23 protein-coding genes are annotated in these 23,688 nt (G+C 67.8%); 6 read left to right on the top strand and 17 right to left on the bottom strand.

Translation table 11 applies throughout. The features are described from left to right. Window positions 1–50 precede the first annotated feature (50 nt). The 6 genes from NO878_RS12895 to NO878_RS12870 form a co-directional block, all read right to left on the bottom strand. A complete protein-coding gene (locus NO878_RS12895; RefSeq protein ID WP_256406406.1) occupies window positions 51–641 on the bottom strand; it encodes a 50S ribosomal protein L15e in 591 nt (196 codons plus the stop codon). A gap of 125 nt (window positions 642–766) precedes the next feature. After that, window positions 767–1,687 (bottom strand): serine/threonine-protein kinase RIO2, encoded by a 921-nt coding sequence (locus NO878_RS12890; RefSeq protein ID WP_256406405.1) that lies wholly within the window; start codon window positions 1,685–1,687, stop codon window positions 767–769. Between the two features lie 309 nt (window positions 1,688–1,996). After that, window positions 1,997–3,388 (bottom strand): methyl-accepting chemotaxis protein, encoded by a 1,392-nt coding sequence (locus NO878_RS12885; RefSeq protein WP_256406404.1) that lies wholly within the window; start codon window positions 3,386–3,388, stop codon window positions 1,997–1,999. 80 nt (window positions 3,389–3,468) lie between these two features. Further along, window positions 3,469–4,266, bottom strand: a complete 798-nt coding sequence (locus NO878_RS12880; RefSeq protein ID WP_256406403.1) for a lycopene cyclase domain-containing protein — start codon at window positions 4,264–4,266, stop codon at window positions 3,469–3,471. A gap of 21 nt (window positions 4,267–4,287) precedes the next feature. After that, window positions 4,288–5,262 (bottom strand): phytoene/squalene synthase family protein, encoded by a 975-nt coding sequence (locus NO878_RS12875; RefSeq protein WP_256406402.1) that lies wholly within the window; start codon window positions 5,260–5,262, stop codon window positions 4,288–4,290. Window positions 5,263–5,394: 132 nt separating this feature from the next. Continuing rightward, window positions 5,395–5,730: a hypothetical protein gene (locus NO878_RS12870; RefSeq protein ID WP_256406401.1), complete on the bottom strand. Its 336-nt coding sequence runs from the start codon at window positions 5,728–5,730 to the stop codon at window positions 5,395–5,397. Window positions 5,731–5,938: 208 nt separating this feature from the next. Between NO878_RS12870 and NO878_RS12865 the strand changes: the two genes are divergently transcribed. Beyond that, window positions 5,939–6,697: a bacteriorhodopsin gene (locus tag NO878_RS12865; protein ID WP_256406400.1), complete on the top strand. Its 759-nt coding sequence runs from the start codon at window positions 5,939–5,941 to the stop codon at window positions 6,695–6,697. A 6-nt stretch (window positions 6,698–6,703) separates the two neighbouring features. Here the strand turns inward: NO878_RS12865 and NO878_RS12860 are convergent, their stop codons facing one another. After that, window positions 6,704–6,871 carry a hypothetical protein gene (locus NO878_RS12860; protein ID WP_256406399.1) on the bottom strand — a complete coding sequence of 56 codons (168 nt, stop codon included), beginning with the start codon at window positions 6,869–6,871 and terminating at the stop codon, window positions 6,704–6,706. Window positions 6,872–6,916: 45 nt separating this feature from the next. Beyond that, the gene (locus NO878_RS12855) at window positions 6,917–8,959 is read right to left on the bottom strand and encodes an AAA family ATPase (protein ID WP_256406398.1); all 2,043 of its coding nucleotides are present in this window, start codon (window positions 8,957–8,959) and stop codon (window positions 6,917–6,919) included. A 147-nt stretch (window positions 8,960–9,106) separates the two neighbouring features. On the opposite strand from NO878_RS12855, the gene NO878_RS12850 reads away from it, so the two are divergent. After that, complete coding sequence (locus NO878_RS12850) at window positions 9,107–9,559, top strand: SRPBCC family protein (RefSeq protein WP_256406397.1); 453 nt, start codon at window positions 9,107–9,109, stop codon at window positions 9,557–9,559. A gap of 20 nt (window positions 9,560–9,579) precedes the next feature. On the opposite strand, the gene NO878_RS12845 is transcribed toward NO878_RS12850, so the two are convergent. Genes NO878_RS12845 through NO878_RS12835 form a run of 3 tightly spaced genes read right to left on the bottom strand, consistent with a single transcriptional unit; the run spans window position 9,580 to window position 14,179 of the window. Continuing rightward, the gene (locus NO878_RS12845; RefSeq protein WP_256406396.1) at window positions 9,580–11,598 is read right to left on the bottom strand and encodes a bacterio-opsin activator domain-containing protein; all 2,019 of its coding nucleotides are present in this window, start codon (window positions 11,596–11,598) and stop codon (window positions 9,580–9,582) included. Beyond that, window positions 11,595–13,112, bottom strand: coding sequence for a phytoene desaturase family protein (locus tag NO878_RS12840; RefSeq protein WP_256406395.1), 1,518 nt, complete (start codon window positions 13,110–13,112; stop codon window positions 11,595–11,597). Before NO878_RS12840 ends, NO878_RS12845 begins: the two co-directional genes overlap by 4 nt. After that, window positions 13,109–14,179 (bottom strand): Brp/Blh family beta-carotene 15,15'-dioxygenase, encoded by a 1,071-nt coding sequence (locus NO878_RS12835; RefSeq protein WP_256406394.1) that lies wholly within the window; start codon window positions 14,177–14,179, stop codon window positions 13,109–13,111. The genes NO878_RS12840 and NO878_RS12835 overlap by 4 nt, the downstream gene beginning before the upstream one ends. 109 nt (window positions 14,180–14,288) lie before the next feature. On the opposite strand from NO878_RS12835, the gene brz reads away from it, so the two are divergent. The 3 genes from brz to NO878_RS12820 all read left to right on the top strand — a co-directional run bounded on the left by brz (window position 14,289) and on the right by NO878_RS12820 (window position 15,808). After that, complete coding sequence (gene brz / locus NO878_RS12830) at window positions 14,289–14,471, top strand: transcriptional regulator Brz (protein WP_256406393.1); 183 nt, start codon at window positions 14,289–14,291, stop codon at window positions 14,469–14,471. Window positions 14,472–14,653: 182 nt separating this feature from the next. After that, window positions 14,654–15,424, top strand: coding sequence for a bacteriorhodopsin (locus NO878_RS12825; protein WP_379823055.1), 771 nt, complete (start codon window positions 14,654–14,656; stop codon window positions 15,422–15,424). A gap of 150 nt (window positions 15,425–15,574) precedes the next feature. After that, window positions 15,575–15,808, top strand: a complete 234-nt coding sequence (locus tag NO878_RS12820; RefSeq protein ID WP_256406392.1) for a hypothetical protein — start codon at window positions 15,575–15,577, stop codon at window positions 15,806–15,808. Window positions 15,809–15,824: 16 nt separating this feature from the next. On the opposite strand, the gene NO878_RS12815 is transcribed toward NO878_RS12820, so the two are convergent. The 6 genes from NO878_RS12815 to NO878_RS12790 form a co-directional block, all read right to left on the bottom strand. Further along, entirely contained in the window at window positions 15,825–16,826 is a 1,002-nt protein-coding gene (locus NO878_RS12815; RefSeq protein ID WP_256406391.1) for a phosphate uptake regulator PhoU, read from the bottom strand. A gap of 19 nt (window positions 16,827–16,845) precedes the next feature. Further along, window positions 16,846–17,520, bottom strand: coding sequence for a phosphate signaling complex protein PhoU (phoU, locus tag NO878_RS12810; protein WP_256406390.1), 675 nt, complete (start codon window positions 17,518–17,520; stop codon window positions 16,846–16,848). A 3-nt stretch (window positions 17,521–17,523) separates the two neighbouring features. Beyond that, window positions 17,524–18,453 carry a phosphate ABC transporter ATP-binding protein PstB gene (pstB, locus tag NO878_RS12805; protein ID WP_256406389.1) on the bottom strand — a complete coding sequence of 310 codons (930 nt, stop codon included), beginning with the start codon at window positions 18,451–18,453 and terminating at the stop codon, window positions 17,524–17,526. 2 nt (window positions 18,454–18,455) lie between these two features. After that, window positions 18,456–20,069 carry a phosphate ABC transporter permease PstA gene (gene pstA / locus NO878_RS12800; protein WP_256406388.1) on the bottom strand — a complete coding sequence of 538 codons (1,614 nt, stop codon included), beginning with the start codon at window positions 20,067–20,069 and terminating at the stop codon, window positions 18,456–18,458. Beyond that, window positions 20,069–21,196, bottom strand: a complete 1,128-nt coding sequence (gene pstC / locus NO878_RS12795) for a phosphate ABC transporter permease subunit PstC (RefSeq protein WP_256406387.1) — start codon at window positions 21,194–21,196, stop codon at window positions 20,069–20,071. The genes pstA and pstC overlap by 1 nt, the downstream gene beginning before the upstream one ends. 92 nt (window positions 21,197–21,288) lie before the next feature. Continuing rightward, window positions 21,289–22,548: a PstS family phosphate ABC transporter substrate-binding protein gene (locus NO878_RS12790; protein ID WP_256406386.1), complete on the bottom strand. Its 1,260-nt coding sequence runs from the start codon at window positions 22,546–22,548 to the stop codon at window positions 21,289–21,291. Between the two features lie 157 nt (window positions 22,549–22,705). Between NO878_RS12790 and NO878_RS12785 the strand changes: the two genes are divergently transcribed. Next, window positions 22,706–23,677, top strand: a complete 972-nt coding sequence (locus NO878_RS12785; protein WP_256406385.1) for a hypothetical protein — start codon at window positions 22,706–22,708, stop codon at window positions 23,675–23,677. Window positions 23,678–23,688: the final 11 nt, after the last annotated feature.

Below are 23,688 nucleotides of genomic sequence, written 5' to 3'. Positions count from 1 at the left end.
GGAGCTAGCGCCGTGGCTGGTCGGTGTGCGAAACGCCGAAAAGAGCGGCGTTACTTGCCGCGGCGCCGGTCGCCGCCGATGCTCGGCCGGGTGTGTTCGGTACCCTTGCCGCGCTTACGCTGGCCGCGACCCTTGCTGCCGGCGCTGGTCTTGCCGCGGAACGCGCGGCCCTTGTGGGAGTCGTCGCAGATCCAGTTCAGGTCGTCGTCGGCCTGGATCGCGGGGTGCTCCGGGTCCACGAGAATCACTTCGTGCCACTTCTGGGAGCCGTCCTCTCCGACCCAGTAGGAGTTGAGCACGCGGAGGTTGGGATACTTCCGCGAGGTACGCTCCTCGGCGATACGCTGGATGCTCTTGCGGCGGCCGATCCGGTTGACGCCCTGTCGCTTCGAGCGTCGGCCGGCCTTGAATCGGCGCTTGCGGGCCCCGCCCTTGCGGACCGAGGTCCGGGCCACGACGACGCCCTGTTTGGCCTTGTAGCCCAGGTTGCGCGCCTTATCGAGGCGGGTCGGGCGCTCGATGCGCTCGATGGCGCCTTGGTCGCGCCACTCCTGCTTTCGTTGCCACTGCAGTTCGGCGAGAGCCCCGTCGTCGGGGTCTTGCCACGCGTCCCGGATGTGGGAGTAGAAGCTTCGTGCCATAGTGTCACCACGGGCGCTTGCGATTCAGCGTCGCCAATTGGCGCGCCACATGTCGTCCCGACGAGTCGGGTGCCCGCTGGAGGCCCGTCTACCAGCGAGTTGCCGGGGCTACCCGTCGGTCGGGCTTAAGAACTTCGACTCGCTGCAAACTCCCGAACCGACTCGAAGGCGCCGTCGGCGACGGCATCGGCGACGGCTCCGCCGTCGACGTCGGGGACGAGACGGGGGTATTTCCGCGCGAAGAAGCCGATCAGGTTCGACACGTCGCGTTCGAGAAGGTCGGCGGCGTTGGCGTGGTCGGTCGGCACCGACTGCGGCCAGTCGAACACCGTGATTCCAGAGGAGGCGACAGCGATGTTGTGGTCGCTGAGGTCCCCGTGGATCAGCCCTGCGTCGTAGGCGGTCGCCACCTCGTCGAGAATCAGATCGAGAACGGGGACAACCTGCTCGTCGTCAAGTTTCGCCCGCGAGAGTTCGACGCCGTCGAACTTCGCCATCACGATTGCGTGGCGGTTGTGATCGACCGGCTGGGGGACCGATACGTCCGGATACAGCGTCTCCAGGGCCTCGTACTCGCGTTCGGCCGCCTTGCGCGCGGTGTAGAGCCACGAGACGTGGTCCCGGTCGGCAGTGTACTCGCGCTCGCGGTTCACCTCCCGGAAGTTGGTGTACCCCTCGCGGTGAAACTTCAGCGCCAGCGGCCGGTAGGACTGCACTTCGTACACGTCGCTTTCCTTCCCTACACCGAGGGGTGCGCCGACCCCGTCGACGGTGTCACGCTCGGCGAAGGTGTGCAAGGCGAGCACGTCGTACCCCTCGAAGGTGAGTTGATACCCCTCGTACTGGATGGTCCGGCGCTCGATCAGGTCGCGTCTCATACACCGATCCAGCCGGTATTCGACCTCCTCGGGCGTCAGATCCGCGTAGTCGGGAAGTTTCCCACGATTGACCCACTCGCTAAACCGCATCCCCTGCTCGACACCCGAGAGGAGATAGATATCCTCGGGGTCGAGTTCGGCCACGAGGCGGGCCACGTTTTCGACCATACCCTCGACTGGGCGCGCGAAGGACAAAAGCCCCCCGCGTCGGCGACGTACACCGTCTCTCGCGATATGAAATCGGGGACTGGCGGTCGTCGCACGCCCGACGACGGGAAGCTCAGCTGCCAAGCCACTCGTATGCCAAATTGACGTTCGCCCGGCAGAAGGTGAGTCGTGTTGGGGGTGATTCGGGGTCGCGTGAGCGCGACGGCGCATGCCCGCGTTCGCCGGCGCTACACCTGTTCGTCTCGTTGGCGCCCCCAGTCTGACGGCTCCCCGACGGCGATACCCCCTACGAGCGGACGATCCGGACGCTCAGGCGTTGTCGCGGTTGACGACGACCGCGTCCTCGGTGCTGCTCGTGTCCAGTTGATCGATAGTCGATTCGAGTCGCTCGATGGCCACCGCGATGTCGGAGACGAACGCCGCCTGTTCGGCGTTGGCGTCGGAGATGGTCCCGATCTCCTCGGAGACACGGCGGGATCGGTCGGCCGCGGTGTCGACCATGCTCGCCACTTCCTCGGTGCGAACCGCCTGGTCGTCCGTCGCCTCCGCGATGTCTTCCATGCCCGTCGAGGTGGCGTTGACCGTTTCGAGGATAGTCTCTTGGTTGTCGACCAGATCCCGGATCGTGTCGGTCCCCTCGTGGATCTCCTCGGTGACGGCGTCGATGCTGTCGATGGTCTTGTCGGCCTCCTCGCGCGTCTGGTGGATGATCTCCTCGATGCGCTCGGACTCGGACTGGACCTCGGTCGCGAGGGACTTTACCTCGTTTGCGACGACGGAGAAGCCGTCGCCCGCCTCCCCGGCGCGGGCGGCCTCGATGTTCGCGTTGAGCGCGAGAATGTTGGTCTGTTCGGCGATGTCGTTGATCACGTCGATGATATCCTCGATGGCCGTGACCTGTTCGGCGAGGTTGTGAGTGCGGTCGGCAACCTCGTCGCTGCGCTCGGCTACCCCCTCCATGCGCTCGATGGCCGCGGTGCCGGATTCGGTGCTCTGGACCGCGAGTTGCTCTGCCTCCTTGGCGCGTTCGTTGATGTCCTCGGCGGACGCGGCCACCTCCTCGACGGTTGCCGACAGGGCGCCGACTTCCTCGGCGACCTCCGACATGTTGTCGGCCTGCTCCTCGGCCAGCGACCGGGCGTTCTCGATGGCTTCGTTGACCCGTTCGGTCGTTTCGGTCGCCTGGTCGGCCTTGGTCGCCACCTCCTCCGAGACCTGTGACTGCACCTCGGTGAGCGTCTGCTGTTGCTCGACGAGTTCGGTGACGTCCGTCGTCGTCTCCAGTGCCCCGACGAGTTCGCCCTGGGGGTTTCGGAGCGGGACCCCGCTGGAGCGGGCCCACTTGTCGCCGTCAGCGGTCGGAATACGGCGGTACCCCGTCTCACTCCGCGAACTCCCTTCGCGGGCGACGGTCTGGGCGAACGTCTCGTCGTCCTCGGCGATCGGGAAGGCGTCGTAGACGTCTTCGCCGAGGACAGCCGCCTTGTCGAACCCGGTCATCGCCTCAGCCTCGGGGTTGTGATACGCGACCCTGTTGTCGGCGTCGATGACGAACCCCATCTTGGGGTACTCCTCGATCACCTGCTCGAAGAGGCCACGCCAGTAGTCACGTTCGTATCGAAGCCGCTCCACCTCGTCGTCCGTGTCGGGTGCCGGCGCAAGCCCCGCTGCGGATCGATCCCTGGTTCGATTGACCGACATCAGCGGATACCAACCGCCGGGTGGTCATAAACCACCGCTCGATAGAATCACGAGTGATAGCGGTCGTCTCGGCGCGCCGATTACCGGCCGTCGCCCCGCCCGACGCCGGCGCGGGGGACCAGCCCTCGAAGCCCGCCGGCGAGGCCCTGGCGCTCCGCCCGGGCGAGCACCCACCGATAGAGGATCAGTCCGAAGGCGACGAGGGTGTTCGTGACGAGGAAAAACGCCATCTCCTCGACCGGGAGACCGGCGACGGCGAGACCAGTCGAGTAGGTCGGCGAGATGGTCCAGAGGCCGGCGTCGATGGCGACCCAGTCGACGATCCAGAGATAGCCCGTGGGGACGAAAATCGCCGCCGCGACGGTGCGGCGACACCGCCAGATGACGGGGCCGCCGAGCACCCAGAGAAATCCGAGAACCGGACAGGCCCACAGGAGGATGTACCCGAGGTAGTAGCCGGCGGTGGTGTAAAACAGCACCAGGCCGACCGCCTCGGCGACGGCGAGCGCGAGAAGGCCGACCGGCCGCGAGCGGACGGCCGCCGGCCGCGAGGGATCGGGCGACGGATCGAGGACGTAGAGCCAGAGCCCTGCGAGCGCCGTCTGCAGGAGGAAAAAGGAGAGTTCCCCCAGCGGGATCCCCTGTACGCGCCCGGCCACGACCCCGTCGCCGTACCACCAGACGCCACGCTCGATGAGGTAGGCGTCCCAGGCGAACGTGTAGCTGAAGGCGATGCCCATGAGGATCACGACTCCGAGGGCGTCGAGTGGCGTCCGAACTCCGCCGCGAGCGCGCGCAAGCGCCGCGACGGCGAGAAGCGGGACGCCCACCGTGACGGCCAAGTACACGAGATACGAGGACGTGATGGCGGAGATCACGGGCGGTCACCCCCCGCGGCGTCAGTCCGAACCCGACGGGTCATGGATGGACTCCCTGCCGACGGCGTCGGCGGTTCCGGCGTCGACGTCCGTCGGTGGGTCGAGATTCGTCACCTGGTAAAACACCCGGAGCGGGTCGCTCTCGAACTGCCAGCGGAGCCACGCCCGTGCGACGAGAGAGAGCCGCCGTCGGACCGTCAGGCTCGGACGGGCCGACAGCGTGTCGCACCCTTGCTCGCGGATGAGCCGGTGCTGGTCCGCGTACATCACCGCCGCCGCGAGCACCGGGAACCGACAGTCCGGAGGGAGATACCGGATGCCGTCGACGCCCCGGTGATAGCGCTGTTCGGTCCGGCGGAGTTCCGCGCGGATCGCCGCGCGGACGCCGTCGGTCGGGTCGAGCGCCTCGATATCCGCGTGGGAACTCCCGTGAGTACGGAGCGTCGCCTCGGGGAGGTAGATTCGGTCGTGGTCGCGGACGTCCTCGCGGACGTCGCGAAGGAAGTTCGTAAGCTGGAAGGCCTCACCGAGGGCGGCCGCCTGCGGGCGGGCCTGCTCGGCCTCGGCGGGGTCCATCACGTCGAGCATCATGTGTCCAACCGCGACCGACGACCCGCGGAGATACGTCTCGAGTTCCGCGAAGGTGTCGTAGCGCACCTTCTCGATGTCCATCAGCATCGCATCGATGAAGGTATCCACGTCCTCGCGGTCGAGATCGTGACGGGCCCGCAGGTCGGCGACGGCCGCGAGCACCGGGTCGTCCGTCTCACGCTCGCCGAGCGCGGCCGCCCGCATGCGCTCGAGTTCGCGGCGCTGTTCGGCAGGCGGACCGGGATCGGCCGCGTCGACCACCTCGTCGGCGGTCCGAAAGAACGCGTACATGACGTACGTCGGGTGGCGAACGCGCTCCGGCAACAGCCGCGTCGCGAGGTGGAACGTCAGCCCTGTGTGGCGCTGAACGGCCTTGCTCCGGCGGATGGATTCTATGTCAGTCATCTGTATCGGGCCGGGTGGCCCACGTGCTCTATGATATGTACTCCCCCTGCCTCAAAAGCATACCAACACAGTTCGGGTCGTATATGTACGTCCGCCTCCGGTCGGACCGGGGAGAGGGCGACACACAGACCGTCAGTACTCGTGGAACGACTCCCCGCAGCGCCGACATTCGATGGTCGTGGGGCCGAACCAGCGACTGACCTTCTCGACCGGGCCGTGGCACTCGGGACAGACGCCCATCCCTCGGTCGTCGGCGGCGCGCACCGACAGGTCGAGCAGGAGATCCTCCAGTTCCTCGATCTGTTCCTGTTGGTCCTCGACGGTCTCCTGTAACTGGTCGACGCGCTCCTCGTAGGCGGCCGCGGAGTCGAGGTCGACGACGACCTCCTCGTCTGTGCGGTCGACGACCTGGTCGGTCCCCTCGGTGTCGGCCTCTGTCTCGGTCTCTGTCTCCGTGTCGTCGGTCATACCTTACTCTACGTGTCCCGTGGCTTCAATCACGAACCAAGCTAGTGCGCCCCGTCGCCGTCGATCCGGGGGGACGGCTCCGGGCGTCCCGTCCCGTCCGGACGGTGGTCGGGACACGAGCACCCGGGGGCCGGTCCGCGCCCGCGCGCTCGCACACCCATGAGTTTGGGGCAGTTACTAACCCGTCGGACAGTTTTTGTACTCGGTGATGAGTGAGACGACCGTCCCGGCCGTGATCGGTACCACGGGACCGGGGTCGATCTGGTTCGCCGTCGGCACGGTCGTGATGGGCGTTGCGGCGCTGTACTTCGCGGTTCGCGGCCGGAGAGTCGAGACGCCGCGCGCGAGAGGCGTCCACGTCGTCGCGGCGCTCGTGCCGGCCGTCGCCTGTGGGGCGTATCTGGCGATGGCACTCGGCGTCGGCGTCGCCGAGGTAGCGGTCAGGGGGGGCACCCTGCGCCTCCACTGGGCCCGATACGCCGACTGGCTGTTCACCACGCCGCTGCTGTTGATCGGTCTCGGCCTGTTCGTCGGGGCGGAACGCGAGACGCTGTTCGGCGCCGTCGCGGCCGACGTGTTTATGATCGTGACGGGGGTGGCGGCCACGCTGTCCGGCGTCCCGGCCTACCGGTACGTCTGGTGGGGAATCAGCACCGTCGCCTTCCTCTGTGTGCTGTATTTCGTCGTCGTTGCCCTCGGCCAGGAGGCCCGGGACCGGGACGCGGCGACCTGGTCGACCTTTGCCTCGCTCCGGGTGCTGATCGGGGCGTCGTGGACGGCCTACCCCGTCTGGTGGCTCGTCGGTACCGGCGTCGGCCTGGTGTCGCCGTCGGTCGAGGCGTTCGGGTTCACCCTCCTCGACACCGTCGCGAAGGTCGGGTTCGGACTGCTCGTCCTCCACAGTCCGGCGCTCGCGGGATCGGAGACGCCGGACGAGGAAGCCACCCCCGGTACCCCCGCGGAGTAGCCGAGATCAAGCGATATCGGCGACGTACCGACCCACGGCGACCACGACACCCGCCATGACCACGTTGAGTACGCCGGGAACGACCGCGCCACGCGAGACGCGATACGCGCCGAAGGCCACCAGTCCGAGCGCGACGACGCCGTGAACGCCGACGACGAGGGTCCGCTTGTCCATGGGTACACGTTGGGCCGCCGCCTCTTGAACGCCGTCCCAAACCGATCAGTCGGGATCGACCGACTGCTCCGTGACTGCGAGCGCTCGTTCGAGGTGTGACCCTTCGACGACGAGGTCGGCGTCGTCGGGCCGGTCGTCGGCCCGGAGGTGATCCTCCATGGCGAGCAGGGCCGCCTCCCGGACGACGGCCGCGAGGTCGCTCCCGGTGTAGCCGGCCGCACGCCGGGCGACGGCCGCGACATCGACGCCGCGGGTGGGCACGTCCGCGAGGTGGATGTCGAGAATCTCGGCGCGGGCCTCGGCGTCCGGGCAGGGGATCGCGACGCGCTTCTCGATGCGTCCGGGACGGAGGAGCGCCGGATCGACCGCATCCGGGCGGTTCGTCGCCGCGAGCACCGCCACCGATCCCCGGGGAGAGAGACCATCGAGTTCCGTCAGTAGCTGTGAGACGACCCGCTCGGCCGCTCCGGTGTCGGTCTCCGCGCGGGCCGGTGCGAGGGCGTCCACCTCGTCGAGGAAGACGACCGACGGCGCGACCCGACGGGCCCGCTCGAACACCTCCCGGACGCCGCGTTCGCTCTCGCCGACGTACCGATCCATCAGCTCCGGCCCGTCGACCGCGAAGAAGTTCGCGTCCGTCGAGTTCGCGACCGCTTTGGCGAGCATCGTCTTCCCGGTACCCGGCGGCCCGGACAGGAGGACACCGGTCGGCGCGTCGACGGCGAGGCGGTCGAACAGCCCCGAGTACCGAAGCGGCCACTCGACGGTGCGGATCACCTCGCGTTTCGCCGCCGCCAACCCCCCGATGTCGCGGTAGGTGAGCGACGGGCGCTCGACGGTTACCTCCCGAAGGGTCGTCGGCGCCACGGCGTCGAGCGCCGCCTCGACGTGTGCGGCCGTCACCGTCGGGCGCGACCCCGTGGCCGCGTCGGCGCCGGCCCGGGTCGCGGCGTCGACGAGGACCGCCTCCAGATCCGCCCCCGTGTATCCGTGCGTCCGGGCCGCGACCGTATTCAGGTCGACGTTGGGGGCGAGGTCGAGGTCCGCGGCGTGGATCGAGAGGATCGCCCGCCGGCCGTCCGGGCCGGGGATAGGCACCCGGATCTCGGCGTCGAAACGCCCCCCACGTCTGAGCGCGGGGTCGACCGCGTCGTCGTGGGTGGCCTCCCCGACCACCACGAGTTCGTCGTCTCGGTCACGGACGCGGTCGAGGAGCCACGCGAGACGCGAGCGCCGGCGGTCGCCGCCCGCCTGGTCCGGGTTCGGGGCCGCGGCTTCGAGATCCGGAACGTGAATGATCGCCGGCGCGTCGTCGGCGGCAGCACGCAGCACCGCTGAGAGGGCGTCGCGGCGCTCGCAGTCGGCCGGGTCGACCTCGTGAATCGACAGGCCGGCGTCGGCGGCCACCCGTCGGATCAGGCGTGTCTTGCCCACGCCACGAGGGCCGTGAACGAGGACGCCCGCAGGCGGGCGGATCCCCGGCGACGCCGAACGGGGCACGGCCACGAGACGGCGGAGGGCCGCCAGTTCGTCGTCGAGTCCGCCGACCGACGTAGCGTCGAGGGCGGCCGCCGCGTCCCAGCGGTGGCGGTCGTCGGGGTCACGCACCGCGACGGTCGTCTCGGCGGTCACCACGGCCGGGCCGGCGGGGTCGATGTCGGCGACGGTCAGCGGGACGGTGATGTTCCCGCCGAACAGGGCGGCCTCGATCCGGTCATCGGCCGTCAGGACGCGCCCGTCGAGTGCCCGCGACAGTGCGTCGGCGTCACCTTCGAGCGAGAACGCGTTGGGGACGACGGCGACGCGACGCGCCCGGACGGGGTCGACGGGCGCGACGGTGACCGACGTGCCGGCCTCGGCGTCGGCGTTCCGACGGACCGCGTCGCCCGCGAGGACCGTATCAGTCGACAGACTGGGGGCGTCCTCGCCGACGGCCGCCGCTGTGGTCGCGCCACCCTCGACGCGCACCGTCCCACCGACGTCGACGCCGGCGCGCCGGCGTGTGGCCGGCGCGAACCGGACGACGCCGGCGGCGGGCGTCGGGACCGAGACGTGCTCCGGGTCGGCGAGCGTGAGACGGATCGTCATAGGCGGGAGGTAGTGAATAGAGGAGACCGAGGCACAAAGGGCCGACCCCAACTCGTGTGGGTATCGGGACGGCAACCCGGAGGCCAAACTGTTTGGGGCACAGGGTTACCCCGTGGAAAACCGTACGCCTAGTTGGACGAATAGACCATGTTCAGCGTGGAGAAACGGATCGTGATCGACGCCTCGCCAGCGGCGGTGTTCTCGTTTCTCGACGACCCGCGGAACCACGTGAAGATCACGCCCAGCCTCGTCGACATCGAGAACATCGAGGCGCTTCCCGACGGCGGCAAGCGGGCGGCGTACCGCTACACGCTCGCCGGCATCGAACTCGTCGGAAAGGTGGAGGACGTGGAGCGGTCACCGGACGAACGCCTCGTCCAGCGCCTCTCGGGAGCTATCGACGGGACGATCAGATACGAACTCGAAGCCGAGGAGACAGACGAGGGCGACGCGGAGAGTCGGACCAGCCTCCGGTACGAGGCCGAGTACGAACTTCCCGCGACGGTCGTCGACTCACTGCTCGCGCCGATTGCCAAGGCGTACAACCAGCGGGAGGCGAAGGCGACACTGGAGAACCTGAAGACGTTTCTCGAGGCCTGAACGCGCGGCCGAGGACGCGATCACTCCTCGAAGAACGTCTCGATCAGCTTTCGTTTCGCCGCTTGGAGGTGCTGGTGGTACGTCGAGGGAACGATATCCATCGATTCGGCGAGTTGGGTGCCCTCGACGCGACGGGGCCACTCGAAGTAGCCGCTGACGTAGGCTTTCTTCAGCGCCGTCAGCTGTCGGTCGGTGAGTTCGTTCCGAAGTTCCTCCCGGAAGTGGTGGGGGGTCGCATCGGGTTCGTCCTCGTGATAGGCGGTGAGTTCGACGTGATCGTACCGCTCCCGGAGCGTATCGAGGACGCGACTCGCCGCGCGTTCGGTGCCGACGCGGAACTCCAGTTCCAGCCCCGTCGAGTCGGCGGTCATCGCAGTCACGCGGCTCCCGACCTCCGAGAGAACATCGACCAGCGGCGAGTTCGAGAGACGGAACTGCACGACGTTGCGTTCGTCGGTCGACGCGAGCGTCTCCATATCGACGACGTCGGGGTGTTCGGCGGCCGTCTCGAACATTCCGTCGAGGTCGTCGTATGCGGTGCTGACGATAGTGAGAATCCCCTGGTCGCCGTCCTCGATGACGGTCGCCTCGTGTTCGAACTGCGCGTCGAGCGTGGCCGCGAGGTCGACGAGGAAGATGTCGTAGTCGGTGAGTTTCACGCCAATCTTGAGGACGGTGTCGGTGGTGATCGTCCGCTTTGTCAGTACGTCGTTGATCGAGGTGCCGACGCTCCGGCCGAGCGATTCGAGCACGACCCGCTCGCGGCCGTCGTCCATCTCCCCGTCGTGGACGACGCCGAGGACGCCGTAGGTCGTTCCACGGTAGGTCAGCGGGACGAGCACGCACGTCCCGTCGAGTTCCGCCAAGGGATCGGTGGGGTCTTCGACCGTCCGGGACTCTTGCTCCTCGACGACCGCCCGAAGGGCACTGGCGGCTGGCGTGTCGGCGGCCACGTCGAGTGACGCCGCGAGGGCCGTCTCGTCGACTCCCTCCCGTTGGACGACGGTCACCAGGTCTTCGGTGGCGTCGTAGCGGCCGAGCCACGCGCCCGCGTACTCCTCGTCCGTTCCGATCCGCTCGGTGACGAGGCGTTCGATCTCCTCTCGGCAGTCGGCGCGGACGAGCGCCTCGGTCACGTCGTTGATCAGCCCGTTTACGCGCTCGAGTAGGCGGTCGAGCGCCTCGCGTTCGGTCTCCAGTTGCTGTTGGGCGGCCTTCCGCTCGGTGACGTCCATCTGGAAGCCGACGTAGTGGCTCACCTCGCCGTCCTCGTCGAGGATGGGGCTGATGTCGACCTGGTTCCAGAACAGCGCCCCCTCGCGGGTGTAGTTCCGCAGGACCACCCGCGTGTTCTCGTCGTTGGCGATGCCCTCGGAGAGTTTCGACACCCGGTCGGGGTCGGTCTCCGGTCCCTGGAGGAATCGGTGGTTGGCGCCGAGAACCTCCTCGGGTGGATAGCCGGTCATTCCCTCGAAGGAGTCGTTTACGTAGATCAGCGGGTCGTCTGGGTTAGTCGCGTCGGAGATGGTGATCCCGATGGGCGCCTCGTCGAGTGCCCGTTCCTTTAGTCGATGCTGGGCCTCGACGGTGAGGTCGGAGATGGGCATCCGGACGGAGTCGTCGGTCGAGGCGCTGGCGTTCGCCTCGACGGCCTCAGCGACCGCATCGAGTGGCTCCTCCGCGGCGGCGGGCACGAGTTCGGTCACGTTCGCCGCAACCGCCCGGCGCGCCGTCTCGGCGTCGACGGTCACGGGCACGAGCACCACGGGAAGTTCGGCGTACTCCCGGCGCACGGCTTCGAGAAACGCGAGGCCGTCGAAGCCGTCCGAACAGTGAGTGACGACGACACAGTCGACGTCCGCCTCGTCGATCCGGTCGCGGGCGTCGACGAAGTCCGCGATGTGGACCACATCGAAGCGCTCGGCCGCCGCATCGAGGGCGTCGGCGGACGGTGTTTCGGACGGGTCGTCGCCGACGAACAGGACATCGATCGTCGGCAGGTCGGGTTCCATGACGGTGTTCTGGGGCGTGTCGCTCATGAGAGGTTCGGTAGGATGTCACGTGATCGGCTGGCGTCGCGGGCGGCGGCCGCCGCGGCGTGTTCGCCGCTGACGACGGCCATCGGGAGACCGACACCCGGTGACGTGAACGCGCCGGCGTAGTAGAGGCCGTCGACCCCCGGCGCGTGGTGCGAGGGGCGGAGCGGCCCGGTCTGGTCGAGGGTGTGCGCGAGGCCGAGCGCGGTGCCGCCCGGGGTGTGGTACCGGTCGGCGAACTCGGAGACGCAAGCCGAGCGCTCGACGACGATACGGTCGCGGAGGTCGACACCCGTCACGGCCGCGAGGTCGGCGAGCACCGCGTCGCGGAAGGCCGACACGCGCTCGGGGTCGTCGTCGAGGCCGGGTGCGAGGGGCACGAGGACGACGACGGCGTGGTGGTCCTCGGGGGCCACGTCCGGGTCGGTCTTCGACGCCACCGACAGGTAGTAGGCGGGGTCGTCGGGCCACCCGGGGTCGTCGAAGATGTGCTCGAAGTGCTCGTCCCAGTCGGTCGGGAGGACGAGTGAGTGGTGTTCGAGCGGGGCGACGTCGCCCTCGACGCCGAGATAGAGCATGAGCGCCGACGGGCCGTAGGTCAGGGAGTCCCAGTACTCTGGGTCGCGACCGTGATCGGCCGACGAGAGCAAGTCGCGCTCCACGTGGGCGGGGTTCGCGTTCGCGATCACGCGATCCGCACGGTGGGTCGTCGGGCCGACGACGCGGATGCCGTTGCCGGTCGGGACGAGCGCCGTCACCTCGTGGCCGGTGCGGTAGTCGACGCCGAGGGTTCGGCCGAGCGAGACGAGCGCCTCCACGAGGCTGTACATCCCGCCCTCGGGGTAGTAGACGCCACCCTCGAAGTCGACGTGGGCCATCAGGTTGTACAGCGACGGGGCGTCGTGGGGCGAACTGCCGAGGAAGACGAGCGTATACTCGAGGAGGCGCTGGAGTTTCGGCTCGTCGAAGTGGGCCGCGACGTAGTCGTGCATCGACCCGAGGTGAGAGAGCGCCGGTGCCGCCCGGACGATGCCGGGGTCGACCAGGTCACGAAAGCGGGAGCGGTCGGTGTAGACGAACTCGTCCATCCCGATCTCGTAGGTACGCCGGGCGTCCGCGAGATACTCGTCGAGGGTGTCGCCCGCGCCCGCCTCGTAGGACTCGAAGACACGGCGGATCCGGTCGCGGCCGGCTGGCACGTCGATCCGGTCGCCGTCCTTGAAGAAGACCCGGTACTGGGGGTCGAGGCGTTTGAGGTCGTAGTAGTCGGCGGCCTCGTGGCCGAAGTGCCCGAAAAAGCGGTCGAACGTCTCGGGCATCAGATACCACGACGGTCCGGTGTCGAAGGTGAAGCCGTCGGCGGTGAGGCGGTTGGTGACGCCGCCGAGGCCGTCGTTTTTCTCGACGACCGTCACGTCGGCTCCGGCGTCGGCGAGATAGCAGGCCGCGGAGAGACCTGCGATACCGCCGCCGACGACGGTGACCGTCTCGCCGGTGAGGGAGGTATCGTCGATCATGGGACATACCAGATGCCACGTTCGCGGTCCAGCCACGCGCCGACGACGACGTGTGGCAGCGCGACGATGCTGATGAAGATGCTCCAGAACGCGACGAGACCCGTGAGGAGACCGGCGCCGCCGAGCGGTTGCGGCGATATCGTCCACAGCGCGGCCGCGAGGCCGAAGGTCGCGAGACTGCCGGCGATGAGGACGCCCCACGAGGCCAGCGCGACCCGTTCGGGGTCGTCGGCGTCGAGCGCGCTGAGGGGGCCGGCCGACGAGGCCGGTTCGAGCGTGTCGTCGACGGCGGCGCTCCGGGCGACCTGCCGCGCGGAGTACCAGAGCGGGAAGTAGAGGCCGACGGCGACGACGACCGGGACGGCTGCGAAGTAGGCCACGAGCAGGAGCGTCTCGGCGGCGTCGGCGAGGAAGGCCCCATCGCCGGTCGACCGGTGGTAGCCGAGCGCGAGGTGGCCGAACAGCGCCACGCTGTAGCCGCCACCGAGGACGAGTCGGCGGGTCCCGAGGTCACCGGCGACGGCCGACAGCGCCCCAGGCTCGAAGATGTTCACCATGACCGTGCTGAACGCGTAGAACGTCCCCGGCCAGAACACCATAGGAACAATCATCACCGCGCCCCCGCGCACGGCGGCGGCGAGCCAGCGTTGTGGCCGTGAACGGAGGTGGTCGGTACCGTACAGCGCCCGCATCGCCTGCACGTCACCGAAGCCGCCTTTCGCCACGGCGACGCTCACCGCGAGGGCCAGCCCCGCGACCGGCGCGGCGAAAAACAGGCCGGCAAAGAGGCCGATCATCGCCAGGTACACGAGGACGTACCGCCCCTGAAACGAGAGCGCCCGCCGCCGGAGGTTCGAGACGTGTTCGTACCCCCCATGTGGGAGGTTCATCGCCACCATCCCGAGCAGGTAGACGCCGGCCTGCACCCGCAGGGGGACTCGGACGCCGGCGACCCGGAGGGCGGCGAACCCAACGATCAACGCGACCAACACCGTCCGGGAGGCGGTCAACGGGACACCGCCTGCCGTCCCGGGAACCGCCCGCGCGAACCGAGACTCGGTGTTCATATACGGTGATACGACCGAGCACCCAATCAAAAGTGACCCAAACTGTATGGGTATCCGATCCGCGTGGGCGGAGGAACGCTTAACGGGTATCCCGTCGTGTCTTTGACCGGTGCCGATCACCGAATTTCAGTGCCCGCGCTGTGGGTCGGAGGTCAAGATGGGACTCCCGCGGGGAGCGATGGTGAAGTCCGTCACCGCGGCGGAACAGCCGGCGGCCGACGAGGAGCGACGGAAGGCGCGGTCGCTCGTCTGCCGGAACGATCACGAGTTTTACGTCCTGTTCGAGTGGTGACCGGGGAGACCCGACCCCCGGCACACATCAGTTTGGCACGGCGGCGGAACCGAGCGTGACCGACGACCCCGTCGGCACGCCAGGTGGTAGCACCCACCGCGTAGGATACCGTACTGTTTGGGAACCAGAGTTACCCCCAAAGGGTTGTACATTCAACCTGTATGTCGGGAGCAATACCAACGATGTCAAGCGTGGCGTTACAGATGGGACAGATCACGTCCCGGCCAGAGTGGATCTGGCTGGCGCTCGGGACCGCACTGATGGGGCTCGGGACCCTGTACTTCCTCATCCGCGGGATGGGCGTGGAGGACCCCGGCGCCAAGAAGTTCTACGCGATTACGACGCTGATTCCGGCCATCGCCTTCACGATGTACCTCTCGATGCTGTTGGGGTACGGACTCACGATGGTGCCCTTTGCCGGTGAGGAACACCCGATCTACTGGGCGCGGTACGCGGACTGGTTGTTCACCACGCCGCTGCTGTTGCTCGACCTTGCCTTGCTGGTCGACGCCGATCAGGGCACCATCCTCGCCCTCGTCGGCGCCGACGGCATCATGATCGGCACCGGTCTCATCGGCGCGCTGACCCAGGTGTACCAGTACCGGTTCATCTGGTGGGCCATCAGCACGGCGGCGATGCTGTACATCCTGTACGTGCTGTTCTTCGGCTTCACCGCGAAGGCGAACCAGATGCGCGAAGATGTCGCTTCGACGTTCATGATCCTCCGGAACCTGACCATCATACTCTGGTCGGCCTATCCGGTGGTGTGGCTCGTCGGGAGCGAAGGTGCTGGTGTCGTTCCCTTGGGCGTCGAGACGCTGATGTTCATGGTGCTCGACGTGAGCGCGAAGGTCGGATTCGGCCTCCTGCTTCTCCGGAGTCGCGCCATCTTCGGTGACGTCGAGGCCCCCGAACCCTCCGCCGGCGAGGGGACGGCCGCCGCAGGCGACTAACCCCGTCGACCGTGCCGTTTCGGGACGCTCGCGCGTGCCGCCCGACGGCGAGTGCGAGTGCCCCACGTGATAGTGCGAACAACCGCACGCGAACCGCAGCCGTTTTTTTCGAACGGTTCCGGACCGTCGAGACGACAGACTGTCGAACAGATGCTAGCCAACACTACCGGGAACGACTATCCCAACTCGTTGAACCGTCTCGCCGTCGTCGGCCTCGTCCTCGGCGCGGCAGTGGCCATGGCCGGGCTGTTCGCGTTGCCAGCGCTCGAATCCCTCGGATTCGCCTTCCGCCAAGCGTTCCTCGTCGTCGGCGTCGCCGAGTTCGCCGCGGCAGTGGTCGTCGGGACGGCGGCGTATCACCTCTATACGGTTCCGGAGGAGTGAGGGCGGCGCCCGTGGGTCAGTCCTCGGGTCGGACGTCCGTGCGGAGCGCCACACGAGCGACGTTGCCCGCACACGCCGCGGTGCGGCCGAGGACATCGAGAACCTGCGAGACGGCGTAGGCACCCGACGGCGACCGCTCGAAGAGCGCCCGGTCGAGCGCGCGGACGTCGTCGACGAGCGCGTCCCGACGATTCAGCACCGCGTACGCGCGCTCGGTCGACGATTCGATGACCGCAGCCGTCGCCGTCTCGATGACCTCGCGGGACCGCGCCCCGAGGTCTACGAGGTCGTCACGCACCGCCGGCGGTGGGAGTTCGTCGGCGCGGTCCACGACAGCGGCGATGTCGACGGCGTGGTCCGCCACCCGCTCCAGTTGGCGGGCGACGAGGTAGTAGTCGAACAGCGCCCCACGGCCGACGCCGAGGTGATCGACCTCCGCGAAGTCGACGAGCGAGCGGTTGAGATGGCGGGTGAGCATACGAAACAGGCGGTCGACCGCGTCGTCGCGGTCGTCGAGTCGCTCCGCCTCGGCGGGGGTGGCAAGCGCCTCGACGGCGGCCCGGTGTATCGAGAGGGCGGTGAACTGGAGTTGGACCACCGACTGCTGGATCGACACCTCGCCGGTGTCGAGGAGGGTGTCGACGGTGATCCGGTCGTCGGCCGCCTCACCGACCGACATCCCCACGAGACCGTCGGCGATCCGGCGGACAGCGCGGCGCTCGGTGGCATCGAAGGTCACCCCGTCGGGCGCGTAGAGCGTGATGGTGTCGTAGCCGACGGCGTAGGCCGCCTCCAGCGCCCGCCGTAGCGTCGCGGCGTCGGTGTCCGGGGGCGTCAATTCCGTGGCGCCGAGTGGCCCGCCGTCCCGCGCCCCGCGTCGGACGACGAGTGAGCCGTCGGTGTGGGGGTACAGGTTGATCGGCATCCCCGCTTCAAGGCGGTGTTCGGTCGCCCACTCCTTGGGGAGCGACACCGAGTACGTCGAGCCACCGATCTTCTGGAGTTTGCGCGTCTCCATCTCCGTCGTCGTCGCCGCGTCAGACGAGTTCCGGGTCACTCTCGATCATATAGAGGGTGCGCGCGGCGACGTTGACCGCGTGGTCGCCGACGCGTTCCAGGTCGCGGACGATTAACAGGAGCCGCGAGACGTCGTCGAGTAGCTGTTCGACCGCCCAGCCGTCGCCGTCGGCCACCTCGCGTTCGATGAGGTCACGAACCACTCGCTCGCTCGCGTGTTGGCACAGCGAGTCGAGTTCGTCGTCCCGCGCCGCCACCGTGCGACACAGCGCCGCGTCGTCGGTCCGGTAGGCGGTCATGGCGTCGTCGAGCATCTCGCAGGCGAGGTCGCCGATGGCCGAGAGGTCGACCTGTTCGAAGCGCTTGCGGTCCGCTTCGAGCGTGTACTGTGCGAGATTGACCGCGAGGTCGGCGACACGCTCCAGGTCGGTGAGGATCTTGAAGGAGGCGGTGACGAAGCGAAGGTCGCCGGCGACGGGCTGTTGCTGGGCGAACAGCTGGATACACGTCGCCTCTAGTTCCAGATACCGTCGGTCGACAGCGTCGTCGCCCTCGATCACGTCCTGAGCGGCCGCCTCGTCGATGGTCTCGAGGGCGGTGAGCGCGCGGTCGAGTCGGTCGCCGACGAGGTCACCCATCGACAACACCTCGGCGCGCAGGTTCGCGAGCGACTGCTGGAACTCGTCTCGGGGCATGAATTATCCGAACTTGCCGGAGATGTAGTCCTCGACGCGCTGGCTCTGTGGGTTCTCGAAGATCCGGTCAGTGTCGTCGTACTCGACGAGTTTGCCACCGGTGAGAAAGACCGCGGTCTGATCCGAGATGCGGGCCGCTTGCTGCATGTTGTGGGTGACGATGACGACGGTGTACTCCTCCGCAAGGTCGTGGATGAGGTCCTCGATTTTCGCCGTCGCGATCGGATCCAGCGCCGACGCCGGCTCGTCCATCAGGATGACCTCGGGATCGACGGACAGACACCGGGCGATACAGAGTCGCTGCTGCTGGCCACCCGAAAGGCCGAGGGCGTTGTCGTCCATCCGGTCGTGGACCTCGTCCCAGAGCGCGGCCTGTTTGAGCGCCCGCTCGACGAGTTCGCGCTCCGCCTCGCTGTCGTCGCGGCCGAGCAGTCGGGCCAGCAAGCCGGTGTTGATGTCGCCGTGTTTCCGCGGGCCGTAGGCGATGTTGTCCCGGATCGACTTCGGGAACGGATTCGGCGACTGGAACACCATCCCAACCCGTTTGCGGAGTTCCACCAGATTGATGCCGTCCTGGTAGATTTCGTTCCCGTCGAGTTGTACCGAGCCGTCGACGTTGGCGGCGTTGATCCGGTCGTTCATCCGGTTGAGACAGCGGAGATACGTCGACTTCCCACACCCCGAGGGGCCGATGAGCGCGGTGACGCTTTGTTCGGGAATCTCCATCGAGACGCTCTTCAGGGCGTGGTCGTCGCCGTAGTAGACGTCGAGATCCTCGGCGACCATCTTCGCCTCACCGTCGAAATTGTACTCAGTCCACTCGTCTCTGGTCTCCTCGACCGTCTCTCCGCTGGTGGTTTCGAGCGGCTGGTCGCTGCCTGTCGTCTTGGTTCGTGTCTGGCTCTGCGGTTGGGTCTGTGGTGAATCACTCATCGTTATTCGTGCCTGAGTCGCTGTCGGAAGTAGTAGCGCGCGCCGATACCAATCGCGTAGAAGGAGAGCACGACGACGAGCAGGACGAGCGCCGTTGCCCACCGGAATCCGTCGGGGTCGGTGACGTTGCTCCCCAAGCCGACGCCCGCGGTGATGAGGGCGTACAGCTGGTAGGGGAGCGCAGAGGTCGCCTGCAGGAGTTCGGGGTTGGCGACAAACGGCGGCGCGGCGGTGAACTCGAAGCCGCCGATGACGTCGACTGTCTGTCCCCCGGGGACGAACGTCCCACCCGCCATCGTCAGGAGGATTGGCGCCGTCTCGCCCGCGATGCGGCCGACACCGAGGATGACCCCCGTGACGACGCCCGGAAGCGCCGCCGGGAGAACGACACTGCGGATCGTCTGCCACTTCGGCACGCCGAGTGCCGCGCTCGCGTCGCGGTACTCGTCGGGCACCGCGATCATCGCCTCACGGCTCGTGATGAGCACCAGCGGCAGGAGCATGAATCCGAGCGTGAGCATCCCGGCCAGCAACGACTTCCGGTTACCAAAGCGTGGGATGAGAAAGGCAAATCCAAACAGACCGAAGACGATGCTCGGCGTGCTCCAGAGACCGTTGGTCGACACCTCGACGATCTGGGTAAACCGGCCCCGCTCGGCGTATTCGGTGAGAAAGACCGCCGCGCCGACGCCAAGCGGCACCGCGAACAGCACCGCGCCGACGACCAGCCAGATCGTTCCCACGATGGCCGGGAGGACGCCCTGGAAGTCGTTCAGGAGCGCGACGCCGTTCATCACGAACGGGACGTACACCGGCAACTCGACGACCCCGAACACCTGCGGGCCGACGCCAGCACCGACCTGGGCGCCGTTGAGCAGGCCGGAAATTCCCTGCACGACGACGAAGGCGATGAGGATGAACAGGAAGGCGACGATGGACAGCGCGTTGACGTAGATGAGGACGTACGCACCCATGTGTCGGCCGCGCGCGCCGAACCGACCGTAGGCCTTCGCGGCGGCCCAGCCACCGTAGAGAGAACAGAACAGCGTCGCGGTCGGAACGAGGAACTCGGCCGTGATCGACGCCTGCTGCTCCCAGCCGAGATTCCAAATCCACGCCGGCCCGATCGTTCCGGTGAGAAAGACGGCGCCGACGAGGACGAGCAAGGCGCCGAGCGGGACCGTCGATCCCACGTCCTCGCGGGGGACAGCAGTCGCCGCGAACGTCAGGCCGCCGACGAAGAGACCACCGACGACGCCGCCGACGGTGCCGAATCCGAGCGTCTGGGAGGCGACGCCGCCCCCGACGACGAACCACGGCACCGCCGCGCCGAGACCCGCGATCAGGCCGGCGCTCGCGTCGGGGTCAGTTTCGACGTAGCCGAACCAGGAGCCGAGACCGAAGACGGACACAGCGACGCCGAGACCGATCAACAGCCCACCGAGCAGCGTCACCGTCGACAGGCCGGCGACCGTGCCGGTGAGGTTCACCCGCTCGAACAGCGCCGCAATCGCGAGCGCGAACAGCATCGCCGAGAGGCCGACCGTCGCGCCGGCCACCGCGTCGGTCACCGTCGTGTCACCCTCGACGAGCGGTGATCGGGTCGCCCCCGCCATCAGGCTTCACCTCCGAGCTTGCTCCGCATCCGCCACTCGATGTACTGTGCGCCGATGGAGATGACGAGCACGGTGATAAAGAGGATCACGCCGGCGACGAACAGGGCGTCCATCTGGAGGCCGTCCGCTTCGCCGTAGTTGCGGGCGATGAGCGAGGTGAGCGTCTCCTGGCCGTAGAAGACGTTCACGAGTGGCTCGGTGAGGCGGGGGACCCCACGGAGCATGACCGTCGCGGCCATCGTCTCGCCGATGGCGCGCCCGACACCGAGGAGGACCGCGGCGGAGACGCCCGAGAACGCCGCAGGGAGGGTGATCGAGGTCATGGTCTGCCAGTCGGTCGTGCCGACGGCGAGTGACCCGCTTTTCATCGACTCGGGGACGCTACTGAGTGCGTCCTCGGCGACGGAGACGACCGTCGGGAGCGCCATCAGCCCGACGACGATGCCGACGAAGAGGTAACTCCCCTGGCCGGTGGTCCGGAACTGGTCCGAGGCCCACGGGCTGAGGATCGTGAAGCCGATGAAGCCGTAGACGATGGAGGGGATGCCAGCGAGGATTTCGACGCCGGGCTTGACGAACTCCCGGACGATAGCGGGCGCAATCTCCGAGAGAAAGAGCGCAGCGGCGACGCCCAGGGGTCCAGCGACCGCCGTCGCGACGAGGGTCACCATCACCGTCCCGTGGATCATCGGCACCATCGAGTACCGGATCGGGGGCGCCACTGCGTCCCAGTTGGGCTGGATGAACATCCGCAGCCCCGGCACACGCACACCCAACACGGTCACGCTCTCGTACCAGAGGACTGGGACCGACTCCCGGAAGATAAACACGATGATCAGCCCGAGGATCAACAGCGTCGAGACGGTCATCGTCAGCGTCAGCACCAGCGCCGTCTCCTCTTGATGTCGCACCCAGCCGTACCCCGTCGCGGCGACGAACAGGGCGAAGGGGAGGGCGGTCAGGTTCGATACGGCGAGAAATCCGACGAAGGCTGCCAGCAGGGAGAGGGCGATAATCGTGACGACGACGAGCGCCGCAGGCTCGGTGTCGTCGACGAAATCGCGAACCCGCTGGACCTGCTGTCCGGCGGCCGCGTTCAGTCGTTCGCTACGTGTTGCCTGTGCCATGGTGTGTGCCTGGAGTGTATCGATTTGAGTGGTGACATAGAAATGGGCGGTCGGGGTCGCGAGCGGCGATCAGGTGCGGACGAGCCGCCGGCTTAGGGCATGACGAGGTCTTCGGTGGCGAGCGCCGACACCTGCTCTTTCATCGACTCCAGATCGCTCGTCGGCAGCGGGATATAGTTGTTCCCCTCGACGAAGATGCTCTGTCCGAACTCGTTGAGGAACATGTTGATGAACGCGGCCTCGCGGGCGTCGTAGCCGCCGCCGTTGTGGTTGTCCTCCTCGATCAGCGTGTACATGTGGAGGTCGCGGTTGAGCGGGTAGTCGCTGTCGAAGATGGTGTGTTCGGCGTCGCGGTCCGGCTCGTAGAGCGTGCCTTCGAACTCGATTCCGACCGGAACGACCGTCTCGCCGGTGAACGCCAGCGCCATGTAGGCGATGGCGCCCTCGTTCTGAGAGACGGCCTGCGCGACCTGCTGGTTCTGTCCGAAGCGGGTGTCGACGCCGGGCATCGCGGCGTCGGCGCCGCCGAGCATGTTCAGGCGGAACGAGGTGTCCGTTCCGGACCCCTCGGCGCGACCGATAGTGTAAATCTCCTGATCGTAGTCGATCCCCTCGATCTGACTCCAGTTGGTGATCTCGTCCTGGTAGATGCCGCGGACCTGCTCGCCGGTCAGTTGGGTGACGCCGGCGTCGACGACGTCCGAACTGACGACGACCGGCTGGCCGTCGCGGCCGACGACGTTGTCAACGACCGTGTTCTGGGCTTCCTCCTCGCTGATGCCCAGTTCGGCCGTGATCGGCCCCGAGGAGTTGCCGATGTCGACCAGCCCCTCCGTGACGGCCTCACAGCCGGTCCCCGAGTGGCTCAGGCCGACCGTCGTCGGGAACGGGGGTTCGGAGCGCTGCTCGGTCGGCTCGAAGCCGAACTTCTGGGCGAAGTAATCGGCGAGGAGCATGTCCGGTTCGCCGAGTTGCTCCCACCCGGGGACGGTACTCTCCGAGTTCGACCCCCAGTACTCGCCGTCGCTCGGCGGCGCGTTGGAGTTCCAGTAGGAACTGCCGGTGTTCGAGATGGGGTAGACGGTTGAGGACCCCTCGGCGTTGAGTAGTGCGGTGTTCGGGGCGTCGTCGCTACTCATGTCGGACTCGGCTTCGGTGGGGGTGGGGTCGGGTTCGGACCCACCGTCACCACCGTCGCCGCCGTCGCCATCGCCACCCTCGCCACCGTCGCCGCCGCCCCCGCCGGACTGCCCGCCGCATCCGGCCAGCCCCGCGATGCCAGCGACCCCAGTCGTTGCGATGAACGTCCGCCGTGAAAGCCGATCACGCTGATCTCCGCTGTTGTCAGACATCACACGATATTCGCGCAGTTCGGATAAAGATCGTTTATATGAGGGGTAGTTGGTCCTCCGTAGCAACAATGTAGACATTGACCGCTATATATGACAAAATAGTCCCAAGCGGCGTCGAGACGGAAGCTATAACGCCGACTCGGCGAAAGCGTGGCCCGTGACCGACCACGACTCACTCGACGGGCTGTCGCTTGACACAGCCGTGGACGACGTCGTCTCGCGGACCGGCGACGACCCCGACGCGGTTCGGGCGGCGCTGAAACGGGTGACCGAGGCGGGTGAGATTCGGCGCGAAGCGGTCGACGACGCGCTTGCGCACGTCTCGAAGGTGGTGTCGACCCCCGAGACCCGGGTGGAAAACGCTGGGATGCTGATCGACGACGCCCGCGAGGCCGCCGCCGCGGTCGATCACCTCGACAGCGTGGCCGAGCGCCTCGACGACTTCGCGGACCGGCACGCGGCGGTCGCGTCCCGGGTGGACGACCTTGGCGATCAGCTTCAGTCTGTCGTCGCCCTCGCGAACGAGTCGGGCGCCATCTACGAGACGGCAGCCGAAATCCGGCGGCTCAACGCGGCCGCCAACTCGGCCCAACACGATGCCGACAGACTCGGCGTCTACGCCGAGGAGTTCGAGGCGTGGGTTCGGAACCCCGACCGTCGGGTGGACGCCCTCGGCGACGACGCCGACGCGGTGGCGGACGTTATCGACGGCGTGGCGGGGACTCTCGACGCACTCGCAGGTGGGGAGGTAGAGGTCGACCTCGACCCTGCGGCCGTCCGGTTCGACGCCGCCCTCAGACACCGGGTGTCCCGGCTCCTGCTCGACGACCTCCGGGCCGAGGTCGACGACCTCAAAGCCTGGCCCGACCCGGACCCGGACGACGCCCACGGCGCCGTCGACCCCGAGAGCCTCGCCGCCCTCGACGACCGCCTCACGGACCTCGAAGCCCGATGGCGGGAGACCGACGACCGCTTCGACGGGGCCGCCGAGTGGCGGGACCGCTACGACGCCCGACTGTCCGACTTCGAGGCGGCGCTCGACGGCCACGCCCCGCCGGTCGACTGGGGGGCAGTCGAGTCGGCGCTCGACGAGTACCGCCCGGAGCCGACGGACGCGGCGTCGGCCTGAGACACGCCCCG

This window comes from Haloplanus ruber (assembly GCF_024494725.1).
Lineage (GTDB): Archaea > Halobacteriota > Halobacteria > Halobacteriales > Haloferacaceae > Haloplanus > Haloplanus ruber.
This window is presented reverse-complemented; position numbering and strand designations above follow the sequence as displayed.